Source organism: Bacillus cereus group sp. MYBK108-1, from assembly GCF_051917185.1.
Taxonomy (GTDB): Bacteria; Bacillota; Bacilli; order Bacillales; family Bacillaceae_G; genus Bacillus_A; species Bacillus_A cereus.
Genome location: NZ_JBQAHZ010000001.1, coordinates 132,176 through 156,120, shown reverse-complemented (window position 1 = coordinate 156,120; position 23,945 = coordinate 132,176). Strand labels below are relative to the sequence as shown.

Here is a 23,945-nt window from a genome sequence, read left to right as displayed (position 1 = left end):
TATATGAGTATTAAGCTAAATCAGCTGACACGAACATATCACTATTTTGAAGGTTTTTAGAGCGTAAACTATAAGCAACTACCTTCTTTTTATATTGTTTTACAACATCAACATGCTCTTCATGACTATAAATATAAAATGTAAAATCTTTTTTACCACGTTTTGCATTGATAATTAAAGGAGTGCCTTCATTATGGGGTGGTGCATAATAGCGATCTAAAAATAAACCTTCGTTAAAATCATGAATAATTTTTGATTTCTGTTCGCCTACTAAGTTATTTCCGTTCATTGTAACAGTCACATTCTCTTCTTCGAGTTGTGGATGTGTTTCAAAGCGACTAATAATGGATTCAATAACAGAGTTAGGAAGGCTAGAAACGATAATTTTAAATGCTCCAAATACAACTAACATTACAATAAACCAAGTCGTCATAGTATATCATCCCCTTTATTCTATTTAATAATATAACTCATATGGTAATAGTACATATGGTGAAGTTTTGTATAATTTGTGAAAAATATGCCATTTTCACGAACGAAATGTTAGAAAAATCAATTTTGTTACAAAAAGTTGAAATCGAAGTATTTTAAAAGAAAAAGGTTTATAATAAAAATATAACTAATAACCACATTACTAATTATAAGGAAGTGTAACTATGAGTACTGTAGCAATCGTATATGGTATTATTCTTTCCACAATTATTGTTTTGTTTTTTGTTGGGGTTTCACGTTATATTCATAAATGGAAAGAAGGCGTTGCGAAATTAAATCACATTGAAGAAGAACTTAGTGATTTAATGTTACATCATGGTAAGTAAACATTTATTTTTTAACTAAAAAATGTGAAGGATATCACAAAGCATGCTTTCCTAATGAAGGCATGTTTTTTTATTGTTTAAGAAAAGAAGTGTTTTTGTATAAATAATCTAATTATTACTTAAAAAGGGAGATTTATTTAGTATAATATATAATATGTTTATTTTAGGGGGAGTATCATGAGGGGATTAAAAGTTGTTGGAATTATAGCTGGAATTACTATAGTAGGCTGTATAGCTTTCTTTTCAGTGAAGGAATATGTCAATTCCAAAGAAGACTCTAATTATGTGCTAAATTACATAAAAGAACATAAGGATGATAAAACAACTTCTTTAATTGTTAAAAGAAATGGTGAAACATTGACATCAATAAATGAAAAAGAAAAACTACCGCTAGCAAGTATGTCGAAAATCATTATAGCAATTGAATATGCTAAGCAAGTAGATGAAGGGAAAATAAGAAAAGACGAGCAAATTTCATTGAAAGAATTAGAAAAATACTATGTGAAAAATACTGATGGTGGTGCACACCCTGCATGGCTAGATGATGTAAAAGTTAAAGAGTTAGTGAAGGGTGGTCAAACTTCTTTAGAAGAAGTAGTGAAAGGAATGATCCATTATAGTTCGAATGCGAATGCATCATATTTATTAGACAAGCTTGGAGCAGCGCGGATAAATGAAAGTTTGAAAGAGTTAGGCTTAAATAGTCACGATGAATTTTATCCAACGTATACAGGGGCATTATATATGAGGGGCTATGTTGAAAAAGAACTGCATATTCCTCAAAATAAAGCATTGGACAAGCTACGTAATATGTCTAATGATGAATATGTTAAGCATGTATGGCAAATACATGAATGGATGAAAGACGAGAAAGAATGGACAAAACGCGAGATATCTTTAAAAGCCGATATGGACTTTCAGCGTATTTGGTCAGATCGGTTTATAGGTGCAAATGCGAAGGATTACATGAGTTTACTGGAAAAGATAAATAGCAGAAATTATTTTACACCACAAATGCAAGGTGAGATTGAGAATATATTTAAAGGAACCGTAGGAGAGGGTATGTTCGAATTTGCTGGACAGAAAGGTGGTTCTACTGCATTTGTATTAACAAATAGTTTCTATGGTACTGATAAAAAAGGGAATAAGATTGAGATTGTCTTTATGATGAACAATTTGAGTGAAAAAGCATTTGAAAAGCTTCTAAGTAATATGGATTACTTTATTCGAGATATTGTCATAAGTGAGGAATTCAGAAATAAATTATAATGAAATAATTTTATTATGTAAACAAAGGGGCACTTATGAAAAGTGCTTTTTTGTAATACAGGATTTTCCAATCTTATTATTGAATATAAATTGAAAATAAGAAAGGAGGTTGAAAAATGACAACAATATATTTCGTTCGCCATGCCCATTCTACATATACAAAAGAAGAACGGGAACGACCTTTATCTGAAAAAGGGCACTGTGATGCAGAGAATGTAACACATTTATTAAAAGATAAACATATTGATGTTGTTATTTCTAGTCCGTACAAAAGAGCAATCCAAACTGTACAAGGAATTGCGAATACATATAAATTATCAATACAAACAGAAGAAGATTTGCGTGAAAGATTATTGAGCACAGAGCCAGTATCAAATTTTAATGATGCTATGCAGAATGTGTGGGAAGATTGGAGTTTTGCATACGAAGGCGGAGAATCGAATGATATCGCACAAAGGCGCGCTGTAATATGTATGCAAAATATATTAAAACAATATGAAGGTAAGAATATTGTAATAGGTACGCATGGAAATATTATGGTATTACTCATGAATTATTTTAATTCGAAATATGATTTTGAGTTTTGGAAAACACTTCATATGCCTGATGTGTATAAATTAAATTTTGATAAAAATCGTTTCATTTCTGCTGAAAGAATAGAGAAAACAGGTCATCGGTTAAATATTTTGTAAAAGTTTATCAAAAAAAGAGGAAAGAGAGAAGTTATTGTAGAAGTATGACTTTGTAACATAAAAAATATATGTTAAAGGAGGCTGTTTACATGTTTGAGAAAGAGAAAGAAGGGCTTATTGAAGTTCAAAACGTATATGAAATTGCACCAGAAGATGGAACAATCATTGGTATGGCAACGGAAGAAGAAATGGAAATTGCTGCTGAACTAGAGTTACAGTACTATGCCCATTCTCGTTTGTTAGAAGCAAATATTCAGTTAGACGGTTCCTCCTACAAAGAGTTACTTCAGGAGTTCCAGGAGTACGAAAGAAAATCAATGAGCTTTTGGCGAGCGATACATAAACGTTTAGCTGTGCCATGGGTGTGGGTACTACGTATTGATGTTGCGAATGGCCCTATATATGTAAGTAATGGAAGTTCATATTACGAAGAAATCGATGATGAAGAAGATTATGAATAGATAAATAAGGAAGCAGCTTTAGTTGCTTCCTTTTTTTATTTGTAAGAAATGAGTCGCCTCAATAATAATATCTGGTCGATCATTTTCTATACCGTGACTAGCATGTTCGGCAAGAATATATTGGCTGTTAGTTGAGAGGTGTAATTGTTCGTGAATTAGTTCTTGCCACATTGCTTCAAGTTGTGTTGCTTCCTCTTTTGGCATGCCACCATTAGTCAATTGAGTAATAGAATATTGAGGATCTCTACCGATAACGATTAATGGTATTTCTAATGTTTTACATAGCTCTTTTAGTGAGAGAGCACAGTTTTTCCACTCCGATAGTTCAGAAGCTGTCGCTTTATATAATGAAGGCGAGGTAGAGAATTCAATTTGCTGTTTTGATTGATCGGTGAGAATAGGTTTTAGTTCGTTATAAAGTGTGTCTACATCCATTTTTGAATACATATTATATTTTTGAAACCAAACATCATCAGAATCAGTTTGATCAGAAATTGGTAAATGAAGTTCATCTAAACGGTGTAAGTTCATCGAAGTAGAATCAACTAAAATAAGTGCTTGCAGCTTATCTTCATGTAACATCGCAAAATGTTGTGCACATAATCCTCCATAGGAATGACCGATTAGAATAAATGGTTCTTGAATAGCTAGTTTGTTTAGTAACATATGTAGCTCTTTTGTAACTTGCCTTATTGTACGCGGCTGATTGCCTAAATCACTTTTTCCGTAACCTGGGCGATGGTATGAAACAACTGTAAAGTGCTCTGAAAGCTTTTCTATAATAGGAAACCAATCATAAAATGAGCAAGTCATTCCGGTTTGAATGACTACAGTTTGTTTACCATCTCCTTTTATATGTACTTCTATATTTTGCCCCATTATTTCTACAAATTTATGAATGTTAATTCCTCCTAAGCTTGAAATAATTTTTGACAAGCAAAAACGATACACCAAACACCTATACCAAGTAGGACAGATGTACTAAGTGTAAATGAATTTTTTAAACCAATATAGACAATAAATAATAGTAGTGCTGATGCGGGGAATCCATATAATACCCCTAAAGCAAATTGACTCAATTCTTGTTTATTTCCGCCTTCGAATGAAATCCAAAATAAACTAAGTAAACTCACGAGAGGAAGGGCAGCAATAAAGCCACCTATCGTACTGTAATGTTTAGCGACTTCAGTGATAACGCCGATAATAAGTGCCGAAACGATTATTTTAACGAGGAAATGCATATTTTGCCTCCTTCGCTAATAAGGAAAATGCTTTTTCAATTAATTGTTGTTCTTCTGTTGATAACTGTGATTCTAATATTTTTATCTTTTCTTTATCTAGTAAAGTATGTTTTTCTAATACTTCAATTCCTTCAATTGTTAATGTAAGGTTTACCACTCTTTCATCTTTTTTATTTCTCTCTTTAACGATGAAACCCTTTTGAATAAGGCGTTTTATATGTTCAGATGCTGTGTTATGAGAAAGACTAAGCTCAGTAGCGACTTTTCCAATTGTTATATCTTTCTCACGAGAAACGATTTGTAAAATACGAATTGCTTGGTGGGAAAGGTTGTCCTCGTATTCGTATCGTAAGTGATAATAAATGCTCTCCCAATGTTGATTAATGTTGTACATAATAATAAATCTCCTTTTTATATCGTATAGTAAGATATATTCGTGATTTCAGAAATAAAACCCTTTTATTTGGATAAAAAATGTTGAAAAAGTTTATTTTTATTGAAATATAAGGTAATCTATGTGTAAAGGTATACATTTAGCAAGAGAGAGGATGATAGCTGTGAATACATTCAAATGGATTAGTCATGAACAGATGTATGTAGATGAAATACATGTTGAAAAATGTGGTCCTCTTTCAGTCGGCGTATATGGGGGAAATCAAGAGAGTGATGCATATGAACGAGGAGATGCGGTGCTGGCTTGGTGGGATCCTGAATTACAATTTGAATTTGTTATGATTTTTGATACACATCACAAAACAAAAAATATAGATTATATAATAGAAGCGATTTCGGAAAGAAAAGAAAAACTAAAAGAGTTATTCTCATATCCAATACATTTAGCTTTCCATCATACACATATGTACTTATTAGCGTTATTTACAGATGAGTTATTTATTAAAAAGTGTGATCAAGATGATGAGGAACTCGCTTGCTTAATTTGTTTACGAAAAGGCGAATTTTTATATTGGTTATCAGTTGGTGATTGTTTCGCGTATTTATTCCATTCTGAGAAAACGAAAAATGGAAAAGGACGATTAAATAAACGGAAGAATTACGAATATATTGGCAGGAAAAATATTTTTGCAGCAAATACACCTTGCTTTACGTCAGGTGTAAGAGGATTAGAAAAAGGAATGAATCACATTGTAATGGCAACGGACGGTATTTTAGAGTGTGACAAACGAAGGTTTGATGATGATCAATCTTTAGTAGAAATATTACACGACGGAAATAGCTTGCAGATTGAGCCCGTATTAACAAATGTACTGCAGTGGAAAGGTAGAGACTGTGCCACGATTATTGGATGGTCTATTGATACTGATAATAAACAATGTGCTAATTAATATAAAAGGAGTTCAAGGTTTTTATCCTTGAACTCCTTTTTGTTAAGCAATATGGATGTGATATGTTTTTAACCATTCATTTACTTGTAGCATATACTCCATGGCACTTCTTGCTTCAAAATTGTTAATCTCTTTATTACTTTGATCAGCAATTGAAAGTAAGATAGAATGGTTAATAAGTGAGAAAATAGGATTGTTTTTAATGCTACACATATCAAGTGTTAAATTACGGATTGTTTGTAAGTAGTGTGGATCTTGTGAAGTTGGATAAGCGCTTTTTCTTCTATTACGTACATCGTCAGGTAAAGCTGGTTGTAGTGCTCTACGTAAAATGCCTTTTTCAATATTATCAATACTTTTTATGTTGAAAGGAACATTCCATAAATATTCAACTAATCTATAATCGCAAAACGGTACACGAACTTCAAATCCAACAGCCATACTCATACGATCTTTACGGTCAAGTAAGAAAGGAAGGAATCTTGTTAAAAATAAATAAAACATTTGGCGTTGTTTCGCGGATTTTTTACTTTCCCCTTCAAGAGTAGGTACTTCAAGTATCGCTTCTTGGAATCGTGTATCAATATAGTTTTCTAGATTACATTGGTTACTTACTTCATTTAGTAGAAGAGGAGATGTATTTTTCCAATTTGTTAGCCAAGGAAACTTATCTACATATAGTAATTCTTCTTGATGAAACCAAGGGTATCCACCGAATACTTCATCAGCCGATTCACCGGATAAAGCTACGGTCGCATCTTTTTTCATTTCGCAAAATAGTAAATATAGTGAAGTTTCCATTTCACCAGCACTCGGTAAATCTTTCGCATGAAGGGGAACGAATAAGTGATTTGCTAATTCTTCAGCATTCACAATAATATCATGATGCGCTGTCCCTACATGTTCAGAAACGCGTTTTACCCAAGGAGCGTCTAAACCAGTGCGAGCAAATGTCAGCTCGAAATCTTTTGCACTATTTACAAAGTCAACGGAATACGTATGAAGTGTTTTATTTTCCGCAGCAAATTCTTTACCCGCAAGTGCAGTAATACCGCTAGAGTCTAATCCGCCTGATAACATACAAACGAGAGGAACATCGGCAATTAATTGTCTTTTTACTGTATCTTGTAAAATAGATAAAATATGCGAAGATGTATCTTCTATAGAGTCTGTATGGAACTTACTTTCTAAATTCCAATACTTCGTAACTACTTTTTTATGACGTGTAAATGTTATAGAATGTCCAGCACGTACTTCTTGAATATGTTTAAAGACGCCACATCCTGGAGTGCGAAATAAGCCTAATCCAAATATTTCATTTATTCCACCCGCATCAAGTTCAGCAGGGACAGATGGATGCGCTAATAATGCTTTAATTTCAGAGCCGAAAATAATACTGTCATTTCTTTCTGTGTAAAAGAGTGGTTTTACACCTAAATGATCTCGTGCTAAAAACAATTGTTGCTTCTGATCATCCCATAAGGCAAAAGCGAAAATTCCGTTTAAATATCGCACGCAGTCTTCTTTCCATTCTAAATAAGCATGTAGTAATACTTCTGTATCTGAATGGGTTTCAAATGCATGCCCACATTTTTGAAGCTGCTCTTTAAGTTCACGGAAATTATAAATTTCTCCATTATAGGTAAGAGCATACGTATAATCACCAGCACGGAATGTCTTCGGCTGTGTCCCGCCTTCTGGATCAATTACAATTAAACGCCGGTGTGCAAAGGCCGCATGAGGTGAAAACCAAAATCCTTCAGCATCTGGACCACGATGCTCAATACTATTTGCCATCTTTTTTAAAATAACATGTTGATTTGAAAGGTCTTCCTTCCAATCTACCCAACCTGTAATTCCACACATACACATCTCATCTCCTAAATTAAAATAGTAGATTAACGAAATAAAATGTACACTAAGTTAAAAAGTGACTATATAAATAGTGTACTACATGAATTAAATTACAGACTTGAGAAAATTTTCTTTGAACGCATAGTTATGTGAGACAATGGCTAAGGGAAAGTATTCCATTACATACAAAAAATAAAAAGATGAGAGAAAAAATTTTCTCAGACGTTATATAGGGTGTAAAAGCTTTTACAAAACAATAAGGGGAATCGCTACATGAAATCAAATGAGAAAAATTTTATAAAAAGATTACAGCGGCAAAAAGAAGACGCGTTAGAATTTGTTGTCGATACATACTTACCACTCATAAAGGGGATCACGCATAAAGTTCTACTTCCCATTCAAAATGATGGACTCATAGAGGAATGTATAAACGATATATTTCTTTCCATTTGGAATAACGCAAATAAATTTCATGGAGAGCCGAGTGATTTTAAAAAGTGGATTGCAGCTATTGCAAAGTTTAAAGCAATTGATTATTACCGGAAATCGACTAAAACGGTAGAAATCATTTCAGATGAGTTTCATATTAGTACAGAAAAATCAGCAGAAGACGAATTAATCGTTATGGAAGATAGGGAAGAATTATTGAAGCTCATTAATCAATTAGAACCGCTAGATCAAAAGGTGTTCATTATGAAATATTTACTTGGTATGAAGACAGAGGAAATAGGTGACAAGTTAGGATTAACTCGGGCAGCAATTGATAATCGAGTGTACCGTGGGAAAAAGAAACTACAACAAAATGCTACGAATATTAGTTTTGGAGGTAGTGTAATATGAAAGACATTTATGAACTATTAAATGATATTGATATAGACGAAAAAGAACTAGAAGAAATTGAGGCTTCTGAAATTGAAAAGGAAAAAGTAAAACGAAATGTAAAACAATCGATACGTACGAAGAAAAAGATGAAAAGTTGGAAAAAAGGTGTGGCTGCTGCATCTATTTTAGTAGGATTATCAGTTGCAACACTCGGTATCGGATTTCCTACATATGCGGGGGGATTGCCAATTGTCGGTGACATATTCCGATTATTAGATAATGGTAGAACAGGGTTATATGAAAATTATAAAGAATTTTCGACTGAGTTGAATATGACGAGAGAGAGTAATGGAGTTAAGGTTACACTCAATGATGCTGTTTTTAATGGAAGAACTGTAACGATAACATATTCTATTGAAAGTGATAAGGATTTAGGAGAAAATCCAAATGTAATAGAATTTTTACAAATTGCCGGATTTAATGGTACGACTGGTAGTTCTAAAATTACAAAAGTGGATGACAAGAAATACGTAGGTATGAGTACAGCAACTGATGTTGATGGTATAAAAATGGATGCTGCAAATGTCAAGTGGGAGATAGATAAGATAGAAACAGTAGATGGAACACAATCAATTAAAGGGAACTGGAATTTTGCGCTTTCTTTAAATGCGATGGACAGTAAAGAAGTGAAACTTAAAGGAAGTTCTGAAAATAAATTAATAAAAGTAAATATAGACAAAATGGAAGTAACCTCGATGTCCTTTATCGTTTTTTATAATCAAGAAGAATCTAAGGCGTTAAGAAGTATATGGGATAGCGCTGATGTGGAATTAGAAATAAAAGATAATTTGGGAAATCGATATGCAGGTCAAGGCAATGGTGGAAGTAGTACAGTAGCAGAGCCACATAAAAGTAGTTGGAGTGCTACATTCCAAAAACTGAGCGAAAATGCAACGAAACTTATTATTACACCTCATGTTAATTTAAGAGTTCATACACCAGAAAACTTTGGTGGAGTGGAATTTATTAATGGAATCGAGAAGAAAATTGAAGCGCCGAAAAAAGAAGCGAAGAGTAAAGATATTGTGTTAGATGATATTGTCATTGATTTAAAGAAATAAAAGAGAGACTGCCTAAAACCATTTAGGCAGTCTCTTTTTCGTTAAGAACTAGTAACGAGTAGTGCATGCGGATGCTGCGTTTTATATTCATCTTTCCACGGAATGTTTAGTTGTTCCCACGATTCGCCGCTATCATTGGATTGAAAGACGCCATTGTTATTTAACGTGTAGAACGTATGTGGTTCGGCTTCGTTTGTAGCAAACATCGAAATGACTGTACCGATTGCAGATGGTAGTCCTTGTTGTACTTGCTGGAACGGAGTATCTTTCGTTTTTCGATAAATATAAGATTCATAAGGGATACGATGATGAGCGAGATCAGCACTTGGCGCGGCAGAAACGAGAATCGTATCACAATCAGCTGGATCAATTGCCATGCTGTATAAATAATGATGTTCAAGTCCTTCACTACATGAGATCCAGCTGTTTCCATTGTTATAACTTTCAAGATATGCACGATCAGGTCCGCCCATAAATCCGTCACCACATGATGCATAAAGGCGATTTGGTGCTTCAGGGTGCATAAGCAATTGATGTGCATCGATAGGGGCACCGAATTTTTTATCAATCCATGTATGCCCTTTATCGTTACTTTGAATAACAGCACCAGCTTCGATTGAAACGTGTATTGTATTAGGGTTGTTTGGGTCAACTGTAATCCAGCGTACGTGATGGGTAAAAGGTCTAGGCGGGAAAGCCCACGTATAAGAAGATAATAATGATTTCATATTTTTAAGTTCAGTCCACGTTTCACCACCATTTTCAGAGCGAAATAAAGCGCTCGGTTCTGTGCCGACATAAACGACACCATATCCGTTAACTTGTTCATTTGAGCTTATTGTTATGGAAGTGATAGAGGAGTGCAAAATACCATCTTCTTTAGGGAAATCAAAGTAACGATAAGAATCTCCAATGGGTCTCCATGAATCCCCGCTATCGTCGCTTAACCATAGACCTCGTCCAAATGTTCCGCAATATACACGGTTTGGGTGGAACGGATCAACAGCGATACAGGTAGGTTGCATATTTTGTAAGTGGTAAGTCGTTTCATAGTTATCATATTGTTCTTTCACTACAACAAGTTCACGTTCCATACAGAGAAATAAACGTTTCATTTTAGTAACCTCCTTAAAAAGTCTTTCATTAGTAAACAATATGAAAATAAAAAAGAAGTAGTCTTGTTTTTATTTGAGAAAAAGGGATTGTCTAAAAAGTAGCGAAGTGTGTATACAGAGGAAGCGGGCGTTTACAATCAGTCGATTCGGGATAAAGATGGGGAGTTTGTTTCATACTAACATACAGATATTGTACTTAAAGGAGTATAAGTATGGGACATTCGCATGATCATGGTCATTCAAAAAATAAAAAGGCGTTACTAATTGCCTTCCTACTAACAACAAGTTTTATGATTGCAGAAGTTGTTGGTGGATTTGTAACAAATAGCTTAGCACTACTATCTGACGCGGGGCATATGCTAAGTGATGCAGTATCTTTAGCTTTAAGTTTACTTGCGTTTAAACTCGGAGAAAAAACAGCAACAACTGTGAAAACATATGGATATAAGCGAGTCGAAATGTTAGCAGCATTATGTAACGGTGTCGTTCTTATTGTCATTTCGGTATACATTTTTATTGAAGCAATCCGTCGTTTTAAAGAACCAGTTGAGATTGCTAGTAATGGGATGCTCATTATTGCAGTCCTTGGTCTGCTTATTAATATTTTATCAGCTTGGATATTAATGAGAGGCGGAGATGTGAAAGGTAATTTGAATTTAAGAAGTGCTTTCCTGCACGTACTAGGCGATCTATTGGGTTCCGTCGGAGCGATCATTGCTGCGTTACTTATTAAATTTTTCGGATGGACTGCTGCAGATGCGATTGCTAGTATTCTTGTGTCTATTTTAGTCATTATTAGTGGATGGCGTGTAACACGTGATACGGTTCATATATTAATGGAAGGTGCACCACAGCACATAAATGTTGAAGAGGTAAAAAGTACGTTATTAAATATTCCGATTGTCAAAGAAGTTCATGATTTGCACATATGGTCTGTCACATCAGATTTTCAAGTATTAACATGTCATCTTATTATTAAAGGGAATGAAACGCAAAGTGTATTAAAAGAGGCTACGTATGTATTAAAGGAGAAATTTCATGTAGAACATGTCACCATTCAAGTAGAAATAGATGGTGAATTTCATCACGATGAGACAACTTGCAAAGTATGAAAGAAAAAGGATAAGAAAAAGTGTCATAACATTTTTCGCACGGCATACATATATATAATGTGGCCACAAATACTTTGCAAGGTAAATATTTCATGAAATTACTTTACTTATAAAGAGTCATCTTTTATAATCAAAAGTGGTAATTGATAAAGATTATCATTTTCAATGATCGTAGAAAGGAGTTTTTTAAAAGATGAGTAGTCAACTCCGTTTTGCTGTTGAAAATCGTAAGAGGCATTTAATTGATGAGTTAATTGGAGCAGGTGTGTTTAAGATTCGCGACCGACAATTATACGAGCTGTCTTTAGAGGAATTGGAAAAAGAGTACGAAGATATGGAAGATTATGCAAATATTCAGGCGTAGCTATATAGATTAGTAAAAGGAGAGCTGGTTACGATTTTGTGTAACCAGCTCTCTTTTTATTTCGTAGAAATTATTTTTTGTATTTCTTTCATGGGACGGAGCCAGTTTTGGGTCATTATTTGTTCCATTTGTTTTTCGTCCTGCTTCTGTAATGCTTGAATGATAGAGTGATGTTCTTCAATAGATTGACTTGCTGGAACAAAGTTTTGGAAAAACAAATATTCAAGACGTAAAACGTGAAGTTGCATATTTTCTAGAAAGGGTTCAATATATTGGTTTTTAGCAATAGAAGAAATTGTATTGTGGAATTGTATATCTAATTTTAAAGCTTGTTTTGCGTTTTTTTTCTCTATAGAGTGCTGAAAATGATCATTTATTTCAGAAAGTAGTTGAATATCAGCGTCTGTAATGTTTTGAAGAGCTTGCTTTCCTATAATAGAATGAAGACCAGCCATCGTTTCATAAATGATAGATACGTCGTCTAACTTAATAGGAGCAATTTTCGTTTTTTGCCCTGGTACCATTTCCACTAATCCAGAAAGCTCTAATATTTGAAGTGCTTCCCTTACAGGTGTTCTGCTTACTCCTAGTGCCTCAGCCAATTCCCCATCATTAATTTTTTCATTGGGCTTCAGTACACCTTCAATAATCCAATTTTGTAGTTGATTTAAAACGAGTGATTTTGCTGAAATTCTTCCTGGTTTTTTATAATTTTGAGGGACAGGCATAGTGAATTCAATCCTTTCATTGTATATTTTCCTTTTTTGCATGAACAAGCTTTAATTTTTGTTTCCCTTCATCCGGTTTTTGGCTTAAGATGAGCACCATTACAATGACACAAAAAGCGCCTAATAACTGAAAAGATTGAAATGGCACGTGCAATATAAGTACAGAAGAAATAATAGCTGCGAGTGGTTCTGTGCAACCAAATAATGTTGTTTCTTTCGGAGTCAGGTATCGTATGCTGTCTAAGTATAAATAAAAGGCAATAAGTGTCCCGAAAATGACGACAAATGTGATGAGCGGTAGGGTACTTAGTTTTACATATTTCATAGTTGATAATAAAATGAATTCGTTTGTAGAAATAAAGTGTACAATCGTTACACCAATACCCCCAATAATCATGCCCCATCCAACGATAACGGAGGAAGACCATTTTTCTAACAATTCCTTTGAATATAAACTATAAAAAGCGAGAGATAATCCAGATAAAATACCCCAAATAATAGCTGGTGTAGAAACAGCCAAGTTATGAACAGACCCGTTTGTTAGTAAGAGAAAAGTGCCTACTAATGAAAGGGTAATTGAAATGAAATCAATTTTTGATGGACGAACGTTCCATTTGAAAAGTAAGTATACAGTGATGAATATAGGAGCTAAATATTGTAATAATGTTGCCACGGCAGCATTTCCTTCTTTAATTGAAGCGAAATACGTATACTGTACAGCAAGCATACCGAATAGACCAAACAAAATCATTTTAATAGCATCAGATTTTTGTTTCCAAATGCCAAATATCTCTTTTTTTCTCGTTCCGAATGAGGAAATAATGAGCAAAATAATTCCAGATATAAGTAAACGGATCGTAACTAACCATTCGGTTGAAACATTGTCATATTGAAAAAGCTGTTGTGCAGCTGTACCAGACAAGCCCCATAAACAAGCACCGATTATGACCATTATAATTCCTTTTAATCGATTTGAATCCATATGATTTAAAATTCTCCTTTCTAAAAATATAAATTGAATACAATATGCAATATATCACAGAATAACTCGTTAATAAACTGAAATTTCTAATTTTATTTTTTTTATGTATAGTAAAATATTGTAGAGGAGGGGAAGTATATGTTAGCTGGATTTTTAGTTTGTTTATTTGTTGGGTTACTTATCATTTTTTTAGGGTATCAAATACATGTGAAAAAGAGGTTGTTTTTGTTAGCAGGATATCAAGAAGAAACGTTTGTTGGAGATAAAAATAAATTAGCGAAGCTTTCAGGAGCATTTTCTTATATAGTTGGAGTTGCTACTATAATATTACCGCTTGGCTTAGAAAAAATAGGGGATGTAGTTGGTATCGTATATGCTATATTAATTGTTTTAGGTACAATTGTATTTATAATTAAAGCAAACCTATTAAATAAGAGTGCTATAAAGTAAAGAGGCTTCATTCTACTGAAGCCTTTTATTAATTATTATGAAGTATAAGTAAAAGCCGGGATAGGATCAATAAATGTATTCCACTTTTGTCCCATTTCCTTTTCTGTTAATAGACAATCATCTAATGATTGTTCAATCACAGAACGATTCATATCAATACCGATAAATACGAGCTCAGTTATTCGATCTCCATATCGCTCGTCCCAGTTTTTTAATACTTCTGGTTCTTCTGCAATCACTTGATTTCTTTCAGTTTCAGGTAATGCGGCTATCCATTCACCGGCTCCTTGAATTGTAATAGAGGAACCTGCTTGAGATAGAAGCCCTATCATATTATTACGAGATGCCAGCCAGAAGAATCCTTTCGCTCTTACAACATCTAAAGGCCATTTTTCTAGCCAATTCATAAGGCGCTCGGGATGGAAAGGATATTTGCGGCGGTAAACAAAGGAATTGATACCGTATTCTTCCGTTTCCGGTGTATGATGGTCACTGTTTAATTCTTGTATCCAGCCAGCCGATTGACTGGCTTCTTCATAATTAAATAGATTTGTGTTTAAAATTTCTTGTAATGGTACTTTGCTAAACGAAGATTCAAGAATTTTTGCATTAGGATTTAATTTTTTTAGTAAATGATGAAGCTCTATCACATCTTCTTTTTCTAGTAAATCTATCTTATTAAGAATAATTACGTTTGCAAACTCAATTTGATCTATTAATAAATCAATAACTTCCCGGGTATCATTTTCATCGATTGCTTGTTTTCGGTCTAATAAACTTTCTCCGTCTGCAAAATCATCCCAAAATCTATTTGCATCTACAACTGTAACCATCGTATCGAGGCGGCAATTTTTCGTTAAATCAATGTTAAGAACTTCGTCTGTATAAGTAAACGTTTGAGCAACTGGAATAGGCTCACTTATACCAGAAGATTCAATAATAATATAGTCAATATCACCATTTTCAACAAGACGATTCACTTCTATCATTAAATCTTCTCGTAGTGTACAACAAATACAGCCATTTTGAATTTCTACTAGTTTTTCCTCCGTACGTGAAAAACCACCCTTTTTTATAAGAGATGCATCAATGTTTACTTCGCTCATGTCATTAACGATGACAGCTACTTTTAAGTTATTCTTATTAGTCAAAATATGATGTAGTAAGGTAGTTTTTCCAGATCCTAAAAAACCACTCAATACAGTGATAGGTACTTTTTTCATGAAATGATCTCTCCTTTAAATCGTAATGATTACGTTTTATGTTAAACGATGGGAAAAGAAAAAGCAAGAATAAATCATAATGATTACGATTTAAGAATAGAAATAGACTATAAAATTTGTGCTGTAGTATGGAGCATTTGGACAAGCACATGTTTAAATATAAATAAAATGGAGGCGAGAAGCTTGGTCTTTAATAGAGTTTCAAAAGAATTAGTAGGCATAGCTCTTATCGCTATGTTTCTCTTTTTATTATTTTTTGTAGATTTTACAAGTCTAGCAAATTTGCACAAAAATATGCCACAGGAATGGTTGAATGTGAATACAGTATTTTTAAGTATCATTTTTGAAGCAATACCCTTTATTTTATTAGGGGTAATTGTTTCTTCATGTATTCAAGTGTTTGTGACGGAAGATATGATTCAAAAAGTAATGCCGAAATCTCCGATTGTTGCAATGATTCCGGCAGTATTTGTGGGAGTTCTTTTTCCAATGTGTGAATGTGTCATTATACCAATTGTAAGAAGGCTCATTCAAAAGGGGTTACCACTTCATGTAGGCATTGTTATTTTACTGAGTGCACCCATTATGAATCCAGTTGTTCTTTTATCTACTGTATATGCGTTTCCAAAAAATGATTACGTTGTATATGCACGCTTTGGGATAACAATTTTAGTTGCTCTATTCATAGGTCTAATTGTGTATTATTGCTATCGCGAAAGAAATGTTTTAAAAGATGTAGAGGTTTCAGTTCAAACAAGCAATAAAAAGAGTTGGAAAGATGTTATGAATCATATTGTAGATGAGTTTTTTGATACTGGTAAGTATTTATTGATTGGTGCTTTTTTAGCAAGTGTATTTCAAACGTTTTTTGATCGGAATGTACTGGATGCAGTAGCACATAACGAAGTAATTGCCCCCTTTATTATGATGGGATTTGGTTATGTTTTATCAATTTGCTCTGCAGCCGATGCTTTTATAGCGGCATCTTTTGGACATGTTTTCTCGGTAAAGGCACTTCTCGCATTTCTTGTATTTGGGCCTATGCTTGATATGAAAAATACGTTAATGCTATTTGCATATTTTCAAAAGAGATTTGTATTCTTTTTGATGGGAATTGTCATTGTATCTGTGTATACCATCCTGCAAATCATAATGTTATAGGAGGTGAGAAAGAATGGGGAAAGAGGAGCAGAAGGCATATCATTGCTATATTCGTGGCATTATTTTAATTGGTTTAGCAATGCTCTTATTTAAACTACTTGTAACAGGGAATATTTATAATTTTATCGCTCCAAAAATGATCAAATTTACGTATATAGCTTTTGTAGTAATTTTAATTTTTGGTATTGTACAAGTTTGGAGAGATGGAAGAGAAAAACAGCATGATTGTAATTGTTGTAAACATCATACAACATCAAAATCAGGGATAAAAAGTTTCTTTGTATATGTTTTATTTGTCGTTCCGATAGTTAGTGCTTTTCTCTTTGGAAGTGTAACAATTGATGGAAGTTTAGCAGGAAAAAGGGGTATGAATCAAAGTGTACAGGCGAGAAGTCTAGAAAGGAACGAAAAAGAGGGGGAACAGGTTAAGTTTGATGGGCGAGAAGTATCCGTTGATCCAGAAGAAACATCAAATTTATCAACGACTTATAAAACGGAAGAGCAAGTAGTAAAAAGTATGTTAGGACAGCGTAAACTACAAGTAAAGGATAAGGACTATGTTCAAACAATGAATGTAATTGGTCAAAATGTTAATTGGTTTAAAGGGAAAGAAATTACATTCTTAGGGTTTATATATAAGGATAAAGATGTGACGGGTAATAAAGCAGTAGTGGCTCGATATGGTATAACTTGTTGTATTGCGGATGCATCAGTCTGGGGGATGATTGTTACCGGGAAAAATATTGAAAAAACTCCAGAAGAAACATGGGTGAAAATAACAGGATTATTAGATGAAACGACATATAAAGGAACAGTCTTTCCACTTGTAAAAGTAAACAAAATCGAGAAAATTAATAAGCCAACTGACCCATATGTATATGATGCTTTACCTTAATAGAAAAGAATAAATTCTTCATATTTTCATGAAATAGAATCATAATCAAGGCGATAAAAAAATAAAGATAAGAGTAATTTGGTTTGTTAAAAATATGTGCAGAAGGAGTTATGCGATGAACTGGGTTACTCATAAACCATCATTTGAATTTGAAACATTTAGTCCTATTATTCGGTCACAATCTGCGTGGAGTGGACATTTAGATTTTGCATATGACTTAGTACGATTTGAAAAACCGGAAACTTTAGTTGAGTTAGGTACACATCTAGGTGCTTCTTTCTTCAGTTTTTGTCAAGGAGTAAAAGATGGAGGGTTATCGACTAAATGCTTTGCAGTAGATACTTGGGCTGGAGATGGGCATACAGGTCCATATGGAGAAGGGGTTTTTCAAATAGTAGAAAAAGTAGTGAGCGATAACTACCTTAATATAGGAAATTTAATTCGATCTACTTTTGATGATGCTGTAGACCGGTTTCAAGATGAAACGATAAATCTTTTGCATATTGATGGCTATCATACGTATGAAGCTGTTTCTCACGATTATAATACATGGCTACCGAAAGTCGCGAAAAACGGTATTGTATTATTTCATGATATTGAAGTTAGAAGTGGTGATTTCGGCGTGTATAAGTTTTGGGATGAGGTAAAAGCGAAGTGCCCTCATTTTCAATTTGCGCATTCATATGGACTGGGAGTGTTATTTCCGAAGGGTTGTAGTGATAAGTTTGAGGAAATACTTAAAAATAAAGAAGAAATACAAAATATGTATAAATAAAGATAGGGCATACATCATTTTAAGGATGTGTGCCCTATTTTTTGCGTAGAAAATAATGGTGTGAATTAAAAAGTTAAGATAGTTGTAAAAAGTTTTGTTGCAGCAAATATTAAAAAAGTTAGTATGGGATTGTTCCTTGTAAATAAAGTGAAGCTTTAATATGTTCATATCGATTCGGAATTTTACAGTAGTTAATTTCTTACCTAAGTGCTTTGCACTTACTGAATTTTAAGGCGGAGGTCTTATTGGCCGAAAATATCGGGATAAATAAAAATACAACATTTTTTATATTTTTCATTGCGAAAAACGTAATCTAATTTTACAATAGAAAGGGTTGTGAATATATTATACTGGAAAAATAAATCGAAATAATATGAAAATTTTGTTTTGTCTTCGCTAATTGTATATTACATACATGTAAGACGACATACGTCATGTTATCGACTTGTAAGGAGAGAAAAAAATGAAAAGTGTAAGATTACCATCGATGCTAGAAATCATAGTTCTTTTATTACTATTTCTTGCTGTTGTCTTTTCCTTCCAAACGATTTTTGATCTCCCAATTCAATTAGCGCTATTTATTTCATGGTTTTTAGTAATTGCGCTTGGATTAAGATTAGGATTTCGTTATCAAGAATTGCAAGATGCAATTACGAAAGGGATTTCTAACGGATTAGAAGCAATACTGATTTTAGTTGCAGTAGGTGCTTTAATTGGAACGTGGATTGCTGGTGGGGTAGTACCAACATTAATCTATTATGGATTAGAATTTATTCACCCTAGCATATTCCTATTAGCAACATTAATTATTTGTTCTATAACTTCTATCGCAACAGGAACGTCTTGGGGAACAGTGGGAACAGCAGGTATTGCTATGATGGCGATTGGTGAAGGACTTGGTTTACCACTTCCGCTTGTTGCTGGTGCAGTTCTTTCAGGAGCTTATTTCGGCGATAAATTATCACCACTTTCTGATAGCACAGTTCTTGCAGCTTCTATGGCGAAAGTAGATGTTATTGCTCACGTTCGAGCTATGCTCGTATTAGATGTTCCGGCTTATATTATTACTAGTATTATGTTTACTGTAGCTGGTTGGATGTATGGCGGCGATAATGTAGATTTGAATCGAGTAGAATTTTTAAAAGAAGCTTTATTAAAGCAATTTGATATTAAAATATGGATGCTTGTTCCGGCGGTCATTGTTATCGTTCTATTAGCGATGAAGAAACCGTCTATGCCAACAATTGCAATGGGAGCTTTAATTGGTGCAATTTGGGCAACTCTTTTCCAAGGGATGAACTTTGGAGAGGCGATTGGAACAGCTTATAACGGATTCTCAATTCAATCTGGTGTTGAGTTTGTTGACAAGTTATTAAACCGTGGTGGAATTAACGGCATGCTTGGCTCAGTAGCCGTTATTATTTTCGGTTTAGGATTTGGTGGATTACTTGAAAAACTAGGTGTTTTAAAAGTAATTGTATCAAAATTTGAGAAGAAATTAAATTCTGCAGGTAATGTAACATTGTCTACATTAATTGTGGCATTCTTAGCTAATATATTTGGTTGTGCGATGTATGTATCACTAATTTTAACACCAAAAATTATGGAAGATAGCTATGATAAATTAAAAATAGACCGTCGTGTATTAGCGCGTAACTCAGAAGTAGGTGGAACGTTAACTTCAGGTATGGTTCCATGGTCTGATAATGGTATTTTTATGGCTGGTATTTTAGGTGTAGCAACGTTCTCATACGTTCCGTTTATGTGGTTAAGCTTCGTATCGTTAATTTTAGCAGTTATTTACGGATATACAGGCAAATTCATCTGGTATGTAGATGATGCAGATAAAGGAAAGCAAGCATCATAAAATAAAAATCACCTTCTACAATATGTAGAAGGTGATTTTTTTATTTTTTAATAGCATTTGCTGAAGTTATTTCATTCTCATATTTAGCAATTTTTTGTTGTATCTTTTTTAAGTTTTTTTCAGTGTCTTGCATGAGCTGTAAGACATTGGTCTCCTGTTGTTTCATTAATGCTAACCTTTGAAGGATGGTAGATTCTCCTTCCATAGACCAGTCGATAAATTGTTTTATTTTTTGAATTGGCATACTGGTGTTTTTTAAACACAAAATCATTTCTAAATATTTCAGTGCTTCTTCATCAAAAACTCGATCTCCTTTTTCGTTTCTTTGCAGAAAAGGAAACAGTCCTTGTTTATCGTAATAACGTATTTGAGAAATAGTTAAATGTTGCATTTTGGCGACTTGCCCAATTGTATAATACATATCATTCATCCTTTTATTACCAAGGTATAATGCCATCTTTGTTAAGTATTTTACCATTATAGTTTGTTTCACTTAATGCATATTTAATAATAATTTTAGCACTTTCAGTGGTTGTATGGCCACCAGGGGAATTTCCATTAAGATCCGTAGTTGTAAAACCAGGAGTTACCCCAAATACTTCTGGACCGTTAGTGGCAAATTCTTTACTAAAAGCTAATGTTAAAGCATTAATAGCTGTTTTGGAAGAATTATATCCTAGTGTATTAATTGGATGTGTTTCACCATTAGCAAACATTGTTAGTGAGGCCATGTCAGTTGTTACATTTATTATTTTACTGTTGCTTGAATTCTTTAATAATGGTAAAAAGGCTTGCATCATTTGGAAAGTTCCAAAAAAATTAACTTCAAATCCTTGGCGTAAAGTTTCAATATTTAATTCACTAGGTAGTGTATTGAAGTCTAGCGCTATGCCTGCGTTATTAATTAATAAATGTAAGTGGTCAGTCATTTCGTAAATTTTCTTTATTGCTTCTTGAATGGATTGTGAATTTGAAATATCTACTTGAATATAGGAAACGTTTGAAACATTTAAAGATTCTACGGCTTGTTGTCCAAGTTGTTCATTACGAGCACCTAAAAATACGTGATAATCTTTTTCTGCTAATTGACGAACAAGTTCATATCCAATTCCTTTATTTGCACCTGTTATAAAAGCATATTTTTTCATATTGAATTCCTCCAGTAGTGTTATAGTAGGTTACAATGGAAAGGATACAGCCTAAACTTAAGTTTAGGTCAAGAGGAATTTTTTAAAATAAATATAGAATATCTATATATAAGAGTGAGAATTCTTATCATTTAAGAGAAAGTCTGTTATTATAAGAGATGTAGGTATTATATTTTCAAGGGGATGAAAACATGGAGTACAGAATTGAAAGAGATACATTAGGAGAAATAAAAGTTCCAGCTGATAAATTATGGGCAGCACAAACACAACGTAGTAAAGAAAACTTTCCAATTGGAACAGAGCAAATGCCACTTGAAATTGTAAAAGCATTTGCAATTTTAAAGAAGAGTGCAGCGCTTAGCAATCAAAAATTAGGAAAGCTATCAGAAGAAAAAGCAGAAGCAATTGTAGAAGCTGCGGACGAAGTGATTGCAGGGAAATGGAATGAACATTTTCCGCTTGTCGTATGGCAAACAGGTAGTGGTACACAGTCAAACATGAATGTGAATGAAGTAATTGCAAATCGTGGGAATCAAATTTTGAAAGAGAAGGGATCTGACGTACATATTCATCCGAATGATGATGTGAACATGTCACAAAGTTCAAATGATACATTTCCAACGGCGCTTCATGTAGCTTGTGTAATCGCAGTAGAAAATCACGTATTACCAGCAATTACGAAATTAAAAGAAACTTTAGCAGAAAAAGTAACTGCATTTGAACATATTATAAAAATTGGTCGTACACATTTACAAGATGCAACGCCGTTAACTTTAGGGCAAGAAATTAGCGGATGGCACCGTATGCTTGAAAAAACAGAGCGTATGATTGCAGAGAGCAATACATATATGAAAGAGTTAGCAATTGGTGGAACTGCGGTTGGAACAGGTATCAATGCTCATCCTAAATTTGGTGAGATGGTATCAGAGGAAATTAGTCAATTTACAGGTAAACAATTTGTTTCTGCACCAAATAAGTTCCATGCATTAACGAGCCATGATGAAGTTGTATATACTCACGGTGCATTAAAAGCATTAGCTGCGGATTTAATGAAAATCGCTAACGATGTACGTTGGCTTGCAAGTGGTCCACGTAGTGGTCTTGGAGAAATTATTATTCCAGCAAATGAACCGGGAAGCTCTATTATGCCAGGGAAAGTAAATCCAACGCAAAGTGAAGCATTAACGATGGTTGTAGCGCAAGTGATGGGGAATGATGCAACAATCGGATTTGCTGCGAGCCAAGGTAACTTTGAGTTAAATGTATTTAAACCTGTTATTGCTTATAACTTCTTACAATCAGCTCACTTATTAGCGGATGCAATTGTTTCGTTTAATGACAATTGTGCAGTTGGTATTGAAGCAGATGAAGAAGTAATTAATGAAAATGTGAATCGTTCACTAATGCTTGTAACAGCGCTAAACCCACATATCGGATATGAAAATGCAGCGAAAATTGCGAAGCATGCTCATAAAGAAGGGTTAACTTTAAAAGAAGCAGCATTGCAATCTGGGCTACTAACAGAAGAGCAATTTGATGAAATTGTAGATCCAAAGAAAATGATTGCTCCAAAAGAGTAATAGAGAAAGCCAAGGTTCTTAGTATAGAATCTTGGCTTTTTTGATGTTCATTTTTATGTTTCATCTACTTGCAATACTACAAGCTTCAAAATATATTATTTGTTAGCAGGCGTATTCATTACTTTCATCTGTGGGCAGTTCTCTTTTAAGAGTGAAATGAATTTTTCTTCTTCTAGTGGTACGAAAGTGGTCACTGAGTCAAATAAATTGTAATGGATTTCTAATTGTTGTCTAGTCCATTTTTTTGAATGAAGTTTTTTACCAGAGTATTTAACGTGACGAATATCTTCAAATGGAATTTCAGTATGAAAAATGAAACCGTGTTTTACAACAAGAGATGATTCCGTTATGTTGTAGTGAGAGAAATAGAATGAAGAAAGATTCACGATATTTAATAGCATCATGAGAGTGAAAAAAATAGAATTTTCATTTTGGAAGAATAACGAAACGAAAAAAATAATTATAAATAATGTAATGAAAATGACGTGGAATGGATTTTTTTTCGCTTTAAATTTCAAGTTAGTCACCTCGGTATACTTGTTCTTTAACTAAATTAAATCATAACATTGTGATAAAACGCGTGAATATGCAGAATTGCATATTCGCGCGTTTTATTATTCATGTAAAATTTCTTGATGGGATAAATTCAAAAGAAGTTTTGTAATAGTGGAGTGGCATAAAGTGACTTACAAGAATAGAAAGATAGCGTTAGTCATAATTAGTTGTATGATCATTATGAGTAGTTGTGCTAATAAATTTGTTGAAGATAGAAATCGAAAGCATACATTTGTACAAGCAAGTAAGGTTTTAGTAGAGACTGTAAATAGAATATATAAAAAGTAAAGGATGTTTTCTTATACGAAAACATCTTTTTTGTAGTTAAAATTGAATACTGAAGTTTTGGAATGAGTGAATACCAGTTCC

Annotated in this window: 28 protein-coding genes; 16 read left to right on the top strand and 12 right to left on the bottom strand. The window is 33.6% G+C overall.

The features are described 5' to 3' along the window. Positions 1–10 precede the first annotated feature (10 nt). Complete coding sequence (locus ACTFSL_RS00740; protein WP_000214581.1) at positions 11–433, bottom strand: YfmQ family protein; 423 nt, start codon at positions 431–433, stop codon at positions 11–13. Positions 434–474: 41 nt separating this feature from the next. Here ACTFSL_RS00740 and ACTFSL_RS00735 point away from each other — a divergent pair, with 41 nt between their 5' ends. The 5 genes from ACTFSL_RS00735 to ACTFSL_RS00715 all read left to right on the top strand — a co-directional run bounded on the left by ACTFSL_RS00735 (position 475) and on the right by ACTFSL_RS00715 (position 3,240). Continuing rightward, positions 475–591, top strand: a complete 117-nt coding sequence (locus ACTFSL_RS00735) for a hypothetical protein (RefSeq protein WP_001987133.1) — start codon at positions 475–477, stop codon at positions 589–591. Between the two features lie 65 nt (positions 592–656). After that, positions 657–818, top strand: coding sequence for a hypothetical protein (locus tag ACTFSL_RS00730; protein ID WP_000108701.1), 162 nt, complete (start codon positions 657–659; stop codon positions 816–818). 177 nt (positions 819–995) lie between these two features. Then, entirely contained in the window at positions 996–2,087 is a 1,092-nt protein-coding gene (locus tag ACTFSL_RS00725; RefSeq protein ID WP_001214667.1) for a serine hydrolase, read from the top strand. 116 nt (positions 2,088–2,203) lie between these two features. Next, a complete protein-coding gene (locus ACTFSL_RS00720) occupies positions 2,204–2,779 on the top strand; it encodes a histidine phosphatase family protein (protein WP_000208265.1) in 576 nt (191 codons plus the stop codon). Between the two features lie 89 nt (positions 2,780–2,868). Continuing rightward, positions 2,869–3,240 carry a hypothetical protein gene (locus tag ACTFSL_RS00715; protein ID WP_088338795.1) on the top strand — a complete coding sequence of 124 codons (372 nt, stop codon included), beginning with the start codon at positions 2,869–2,871 and terminating at the stop codon, positions 3,238–3,240. Positions 3,241–3,258: 18 nt separating this feature from the next. On the opposite strand, the gene ACTFSL_RS00710 is transcribed toward ACTFSL_RS00715, so the two are convergent. Genes ACTFSL_RS00710 through ACTFSL_RS00700 form a run of 3 tightly spaced genes read right to left on the bottom strand, consistent with a single transcriptional unit; the run spans position 3,259 to position 4,875 of the window. After that, entirely contained in the window at positions 3,259–4,191 is a 933-nt protein-coding gene (locus ACTFSL_RS00710) for an alpha/beta fold hydrolase (protein WP_119683178.1), read from the bottom strand. Then, complete coding sequence (locus tag ACTFSL_RS00705) at positions 4,152–4,481, bottom strand: DUF3147 family protein (protein WP_000545608.1); 330 nt, start codon at positions 4,479–4,481, stop codon at positions 4,152–4,154. The genes ACTFSL_RS00710 and ACTFSL_RS00705 overlap by 40 nt, the downstream gene beginning before the upstream one ends. After that, positions 4,465–4,875, bottom strand: coding sequence for a MarR family winged helix-turn-helix transcriptional regulator (locus tag ACTFSL_RS00700; RefSeq protein WP_000282376.1), 411 nt, complete (start codon positions 4,873–4,875; stop codon positions 4,465–4,467). Before ACTFSL_RS00700 ends, ACTFSL_RS00705 begins: the two co-directional genes overlap by 17 nt. Before the next feature lie 121 nt (positions 4,876–4,996). Between ACTFSL_RS00700 and ACTFSL_RS00695 the strand changes: the two genes are divergently transcribed. Beyond that, complete coding sequence (locus tag ACTFSL_RS00695; protein ID WP_002040904.1) at positions 4,997–5,824, top strand: protein phosphatase 2C domain-containing protein; 828 nt, start codon at positions 4,997–4,999, stop codon at positions 5,822–5,824. Between the two features lie 42 nt (positions 5,825–5,866). On the opposite strand, the gene asnB is transcribed toward ACTFSL_RS00695, so the two are convergent. Continuing rightward, positions 5,867–7,690: an asparagine synthase (glutamine-hydrolyzing) gene (gene asnB / locus ACTFSL_RS00690; protein ID WP_119683179.1), complete on the bottom strand. Its 1,824-nt coding sequence runs from the start codon at positions 7,688–7,690 to the stop codon at positions 5,867–5,869. A gap of 261 nt (positions 7,691–7,951) precedes the next feature. On the opposite strand from asnB, the gene ACTFSL_RS00685 reads away from it, so the two are divergent. Then, positions 7,952–8,518, top strand: a complete 567-nt coding sequence (locus ACTFSL_RS00685; RefSeq protein WP_078439617.1) for a sigma-70 family RNA polymerase sigma factor — start codon at positions 7,952–7,954, stop codon at positions 8,516–8,518. Continuing rightward, the gene (locus ACTFSL_RS00680; protein WP_033696019.1) at positions 8,515–9,621 is read left to right on the top strand and encodes a DUF4179 domain-containing protein; all 1,107 of its coding nucleotides are present in this window, start codon (positions 8,515–8,517) and stop codon (positions 9,619–9,621) included. The genes ACTFSL_RS00685 and ACTFSL_RS00680 overlap by 4 nt, the downstream gene beginning before the upstream one ends. A gap of 41 nt (positions 9,622–9,662) precedes the next feature. Here ACTFSL_RS00680 and ACTFSL_RS00675 read toward each other — a convergent pair whose 3' ends face one another. Next, positions 9,663–10,736 (bottom strand): WD40/YVTN/BNR-like repeat-containing protein, encoded by a 1,074-nt coding sequence (locus ACTFSL_RS00675; protein ID WP_088338792.1) that lies wholly within the window; start codon positions 10,734–10,736, stop codon positions 9,663–9,665. 212 nt (positions 10,737–10,948) lie between these two features. On the opposite strand from ACTFSL_RS00675, the gene ACTFSL_RS00670 reads away from it, so the two are divergent. Both ACTFSL_RS00670 and fbpA read left to right on the top strand, forming a co-directional pair. Next, complete coding sequence (locus tag ACTFSL_RS00670) at positions 10,949–11,848, top strand: cation diffusion facilitator family transporter (RefSeq protein WP_000510038.1); 900 nt, start codon at positions 10,949–10,951, stop codon at positions 11,846–11,848. Positions 11,849–12,041: 193 nt separating this feature from the next. Further along, a complete protein-coding gene (fbpA, locus tag ACTFSL_RS00665) occupies positions 12,042–12,212 on the top strand; it encodes a Fur-regulated basic protein FbpA (RefSeq protein ID WP_000098302.1) in 171 nt (56 codons plus the stop codon). Positions 12,213–12,268: 56 nt separating this feature from the next. On the opposite strand, the gene ACTFSL_RS00660 is transcribed toward fbpA, so the two are convergent. Together ACTFSL_RS00660 and ACTFSL_RS00655 are read right to left on the bottom strand one after the other, a co-directional pair. After that, positions 12,269–12,940, bottom strand: coding sequence for a GntR family transcriptional regulator (locus ACTFSL_RS00660; protein ID WP_088338813.1), 672 nt, complete (start codon positions 12,938–12,940; stop codon positions 12,269–12,271). Between the two features lie 16 nt (positions 12,941–12,956). After that, the gene (locus ACTFSL_RS00655) at positions 12,957–13,922 is read right to left on the bottom strand and encodes a DMT family transporter (RefSeq protein ID WP_000378080.1); all 966 of its coding nucleotides are present in this window, start codon (positions 13,920–13,922) and stop codon (positions 12,957–12,959) included. A gap of 138 nt (positions 13,923–14,060) precedes the next feature. Between ACTFSL_RS00655 and ACTFSL_RS00650 the strand changes: the two genes are divergently transcribed. Beyond that, positions 14,061–14,372 (top strand): DUF3784 domain-containing protein, encoded by a 312-nt coding sequence (locus ACTFSL_RS00650; RefSeq protein ID WP_000879373.1) that lies wholly within the window; start codon positions 14,061–14,063, stop codon positions 14,370–14,372. Between the two features lie 35 nt (positions 14,373–14,407). On the opposite strand, the gene ACTFSL_RS00645 is transcribed toward ACTFSL_RS00650, so the two are convergent. Then, complete coding sequence (locus tag ACTFSL_RS00645) at positions 14,408–15,595, bottom strand: GTP-binding protein (protein ID WP_088338791.1); 1,188 nt, start codon at positions 15,593–15,595, stop codon at positions 14,408–14,410. A 168-nt stretch (positions 15,596–15,763) separates the two neighbouring features. On the opposite strand from ACTFSL_RS00645, the gene ACTFSL_RS00640 reads away from it, so the two are divergent. The 4 genes from ACTFSL_RS00640 to nhaC all read left to right on the top strand — a co-directional run bounded on the left by ACTFSL_RS00640 (position 15,764) and on the right by nhaC (position 20,293). Beyond that, the gene (locus ACTFSL_RS00640) at positions 15,764–16,756 is read left to right on the top strand and encodes a permease (protein WP_172442979.1); all 993 of its coding nucleotides are present in this window, start codon (positions 15,764–15,766) and stop codon (positions 16,754–16,756) included. 13 nt (positions 16,757–16,769) lie between these two features. Next, complete coding sequence (locus tag ACTFSL_RS00635) at positions 16,770–17,651, top strand: TIGR03943 family putative permease subunit (protein ID WP_088338790.1); 882 nt, start codon at positions 16,770–16,772, stop codon at positions 17,649–17,651. Between the two features lie 115 nt (positions 17,652–17,766). Further along, positions 17,767–18,426 carry a class I SAM-dependent methyltransferase gene (locus ACTFSL_RS00630; protein WP_001104669.1) on the top strand — a complete coding sequence of 220 codons (660 nt, stop codon included), beginning with the start codon at positions 17,767–17,769 and terminating at the stop codon, positions 18,424–18,426. A gap of 463 nt (positions 18,427–18,889) precedes the next feature. Further along, a complete protein-coding gene (gene nhaC, locus ACTFSL_RS00625; RefSeq protein ID WP_000843992.1) occupies positions 18,890–20,293 on the top strand; it encodes a Na+/H+ antiporter NhaC in 1,404 nt (467 codons plus the stop codon). A gap of 40 nt (positions 20,294–20,333) precedes the next feature. Here the strand turns inward: nhaC and ACTFSL_RS00620 are convergent, their stop codons facing one another. Then, on the bottom strand, positions 20,334–20,714 hold the full coding sequence (locus ACTFSL_RS00620; RefSeq protein ID WP_000291863.1) for a MerR family transcriptional regulator: 381 nt from the start codon (positions 20,712–20,714) through the stop codon (positions 20,334–20,336). Between the two features lie 16 nt (positions 20,715–20,730). After that, entirely contained in the window at positions 20,731–21,441 is a 711-nt protein-coding gene (locus ACTFSL_RS00615; RefSeq protein WP_000759544.1) for an SDR family NAD(P)-dependent oxidoreductase, read from the bottom strand. A gap of 191 nt (positions 21,442–21,632) precedes the next feature. On the opposite strand from ACTFSL_RS00615, the gene fumC reads away from it, so the two are divergent. Continuing rightward, entirely contained in the window at positions 21,633–23,021 is a 1,389-nt protein-coding gene (gene fumC, locus ACTFSL_RS00610; RefSeq protein WP_000456608.1) for a class II fumarate hydratase, read from the top strand. 95 nt (positions 23,022–23,116) lie between these two features. Here fumC and ACTFSL_RS00605 read toward each other — a convergent pair whose 3' ends face one another. Next, the gene (locus tag ACTFSL_RS00605; protein ID WP_000669069.1) at positions 23,117–23,539 is read right to left on the bottom strand and encodes a PH domain-containing protein; all 423 of its coding nucleotides are present in this window, start codon (positions 23,537–23,539) and stop codon (positions 23,117–23,119) included. Between the last annotated feature and the right edge of the window lie 406 nt (positions 23,540–23,945).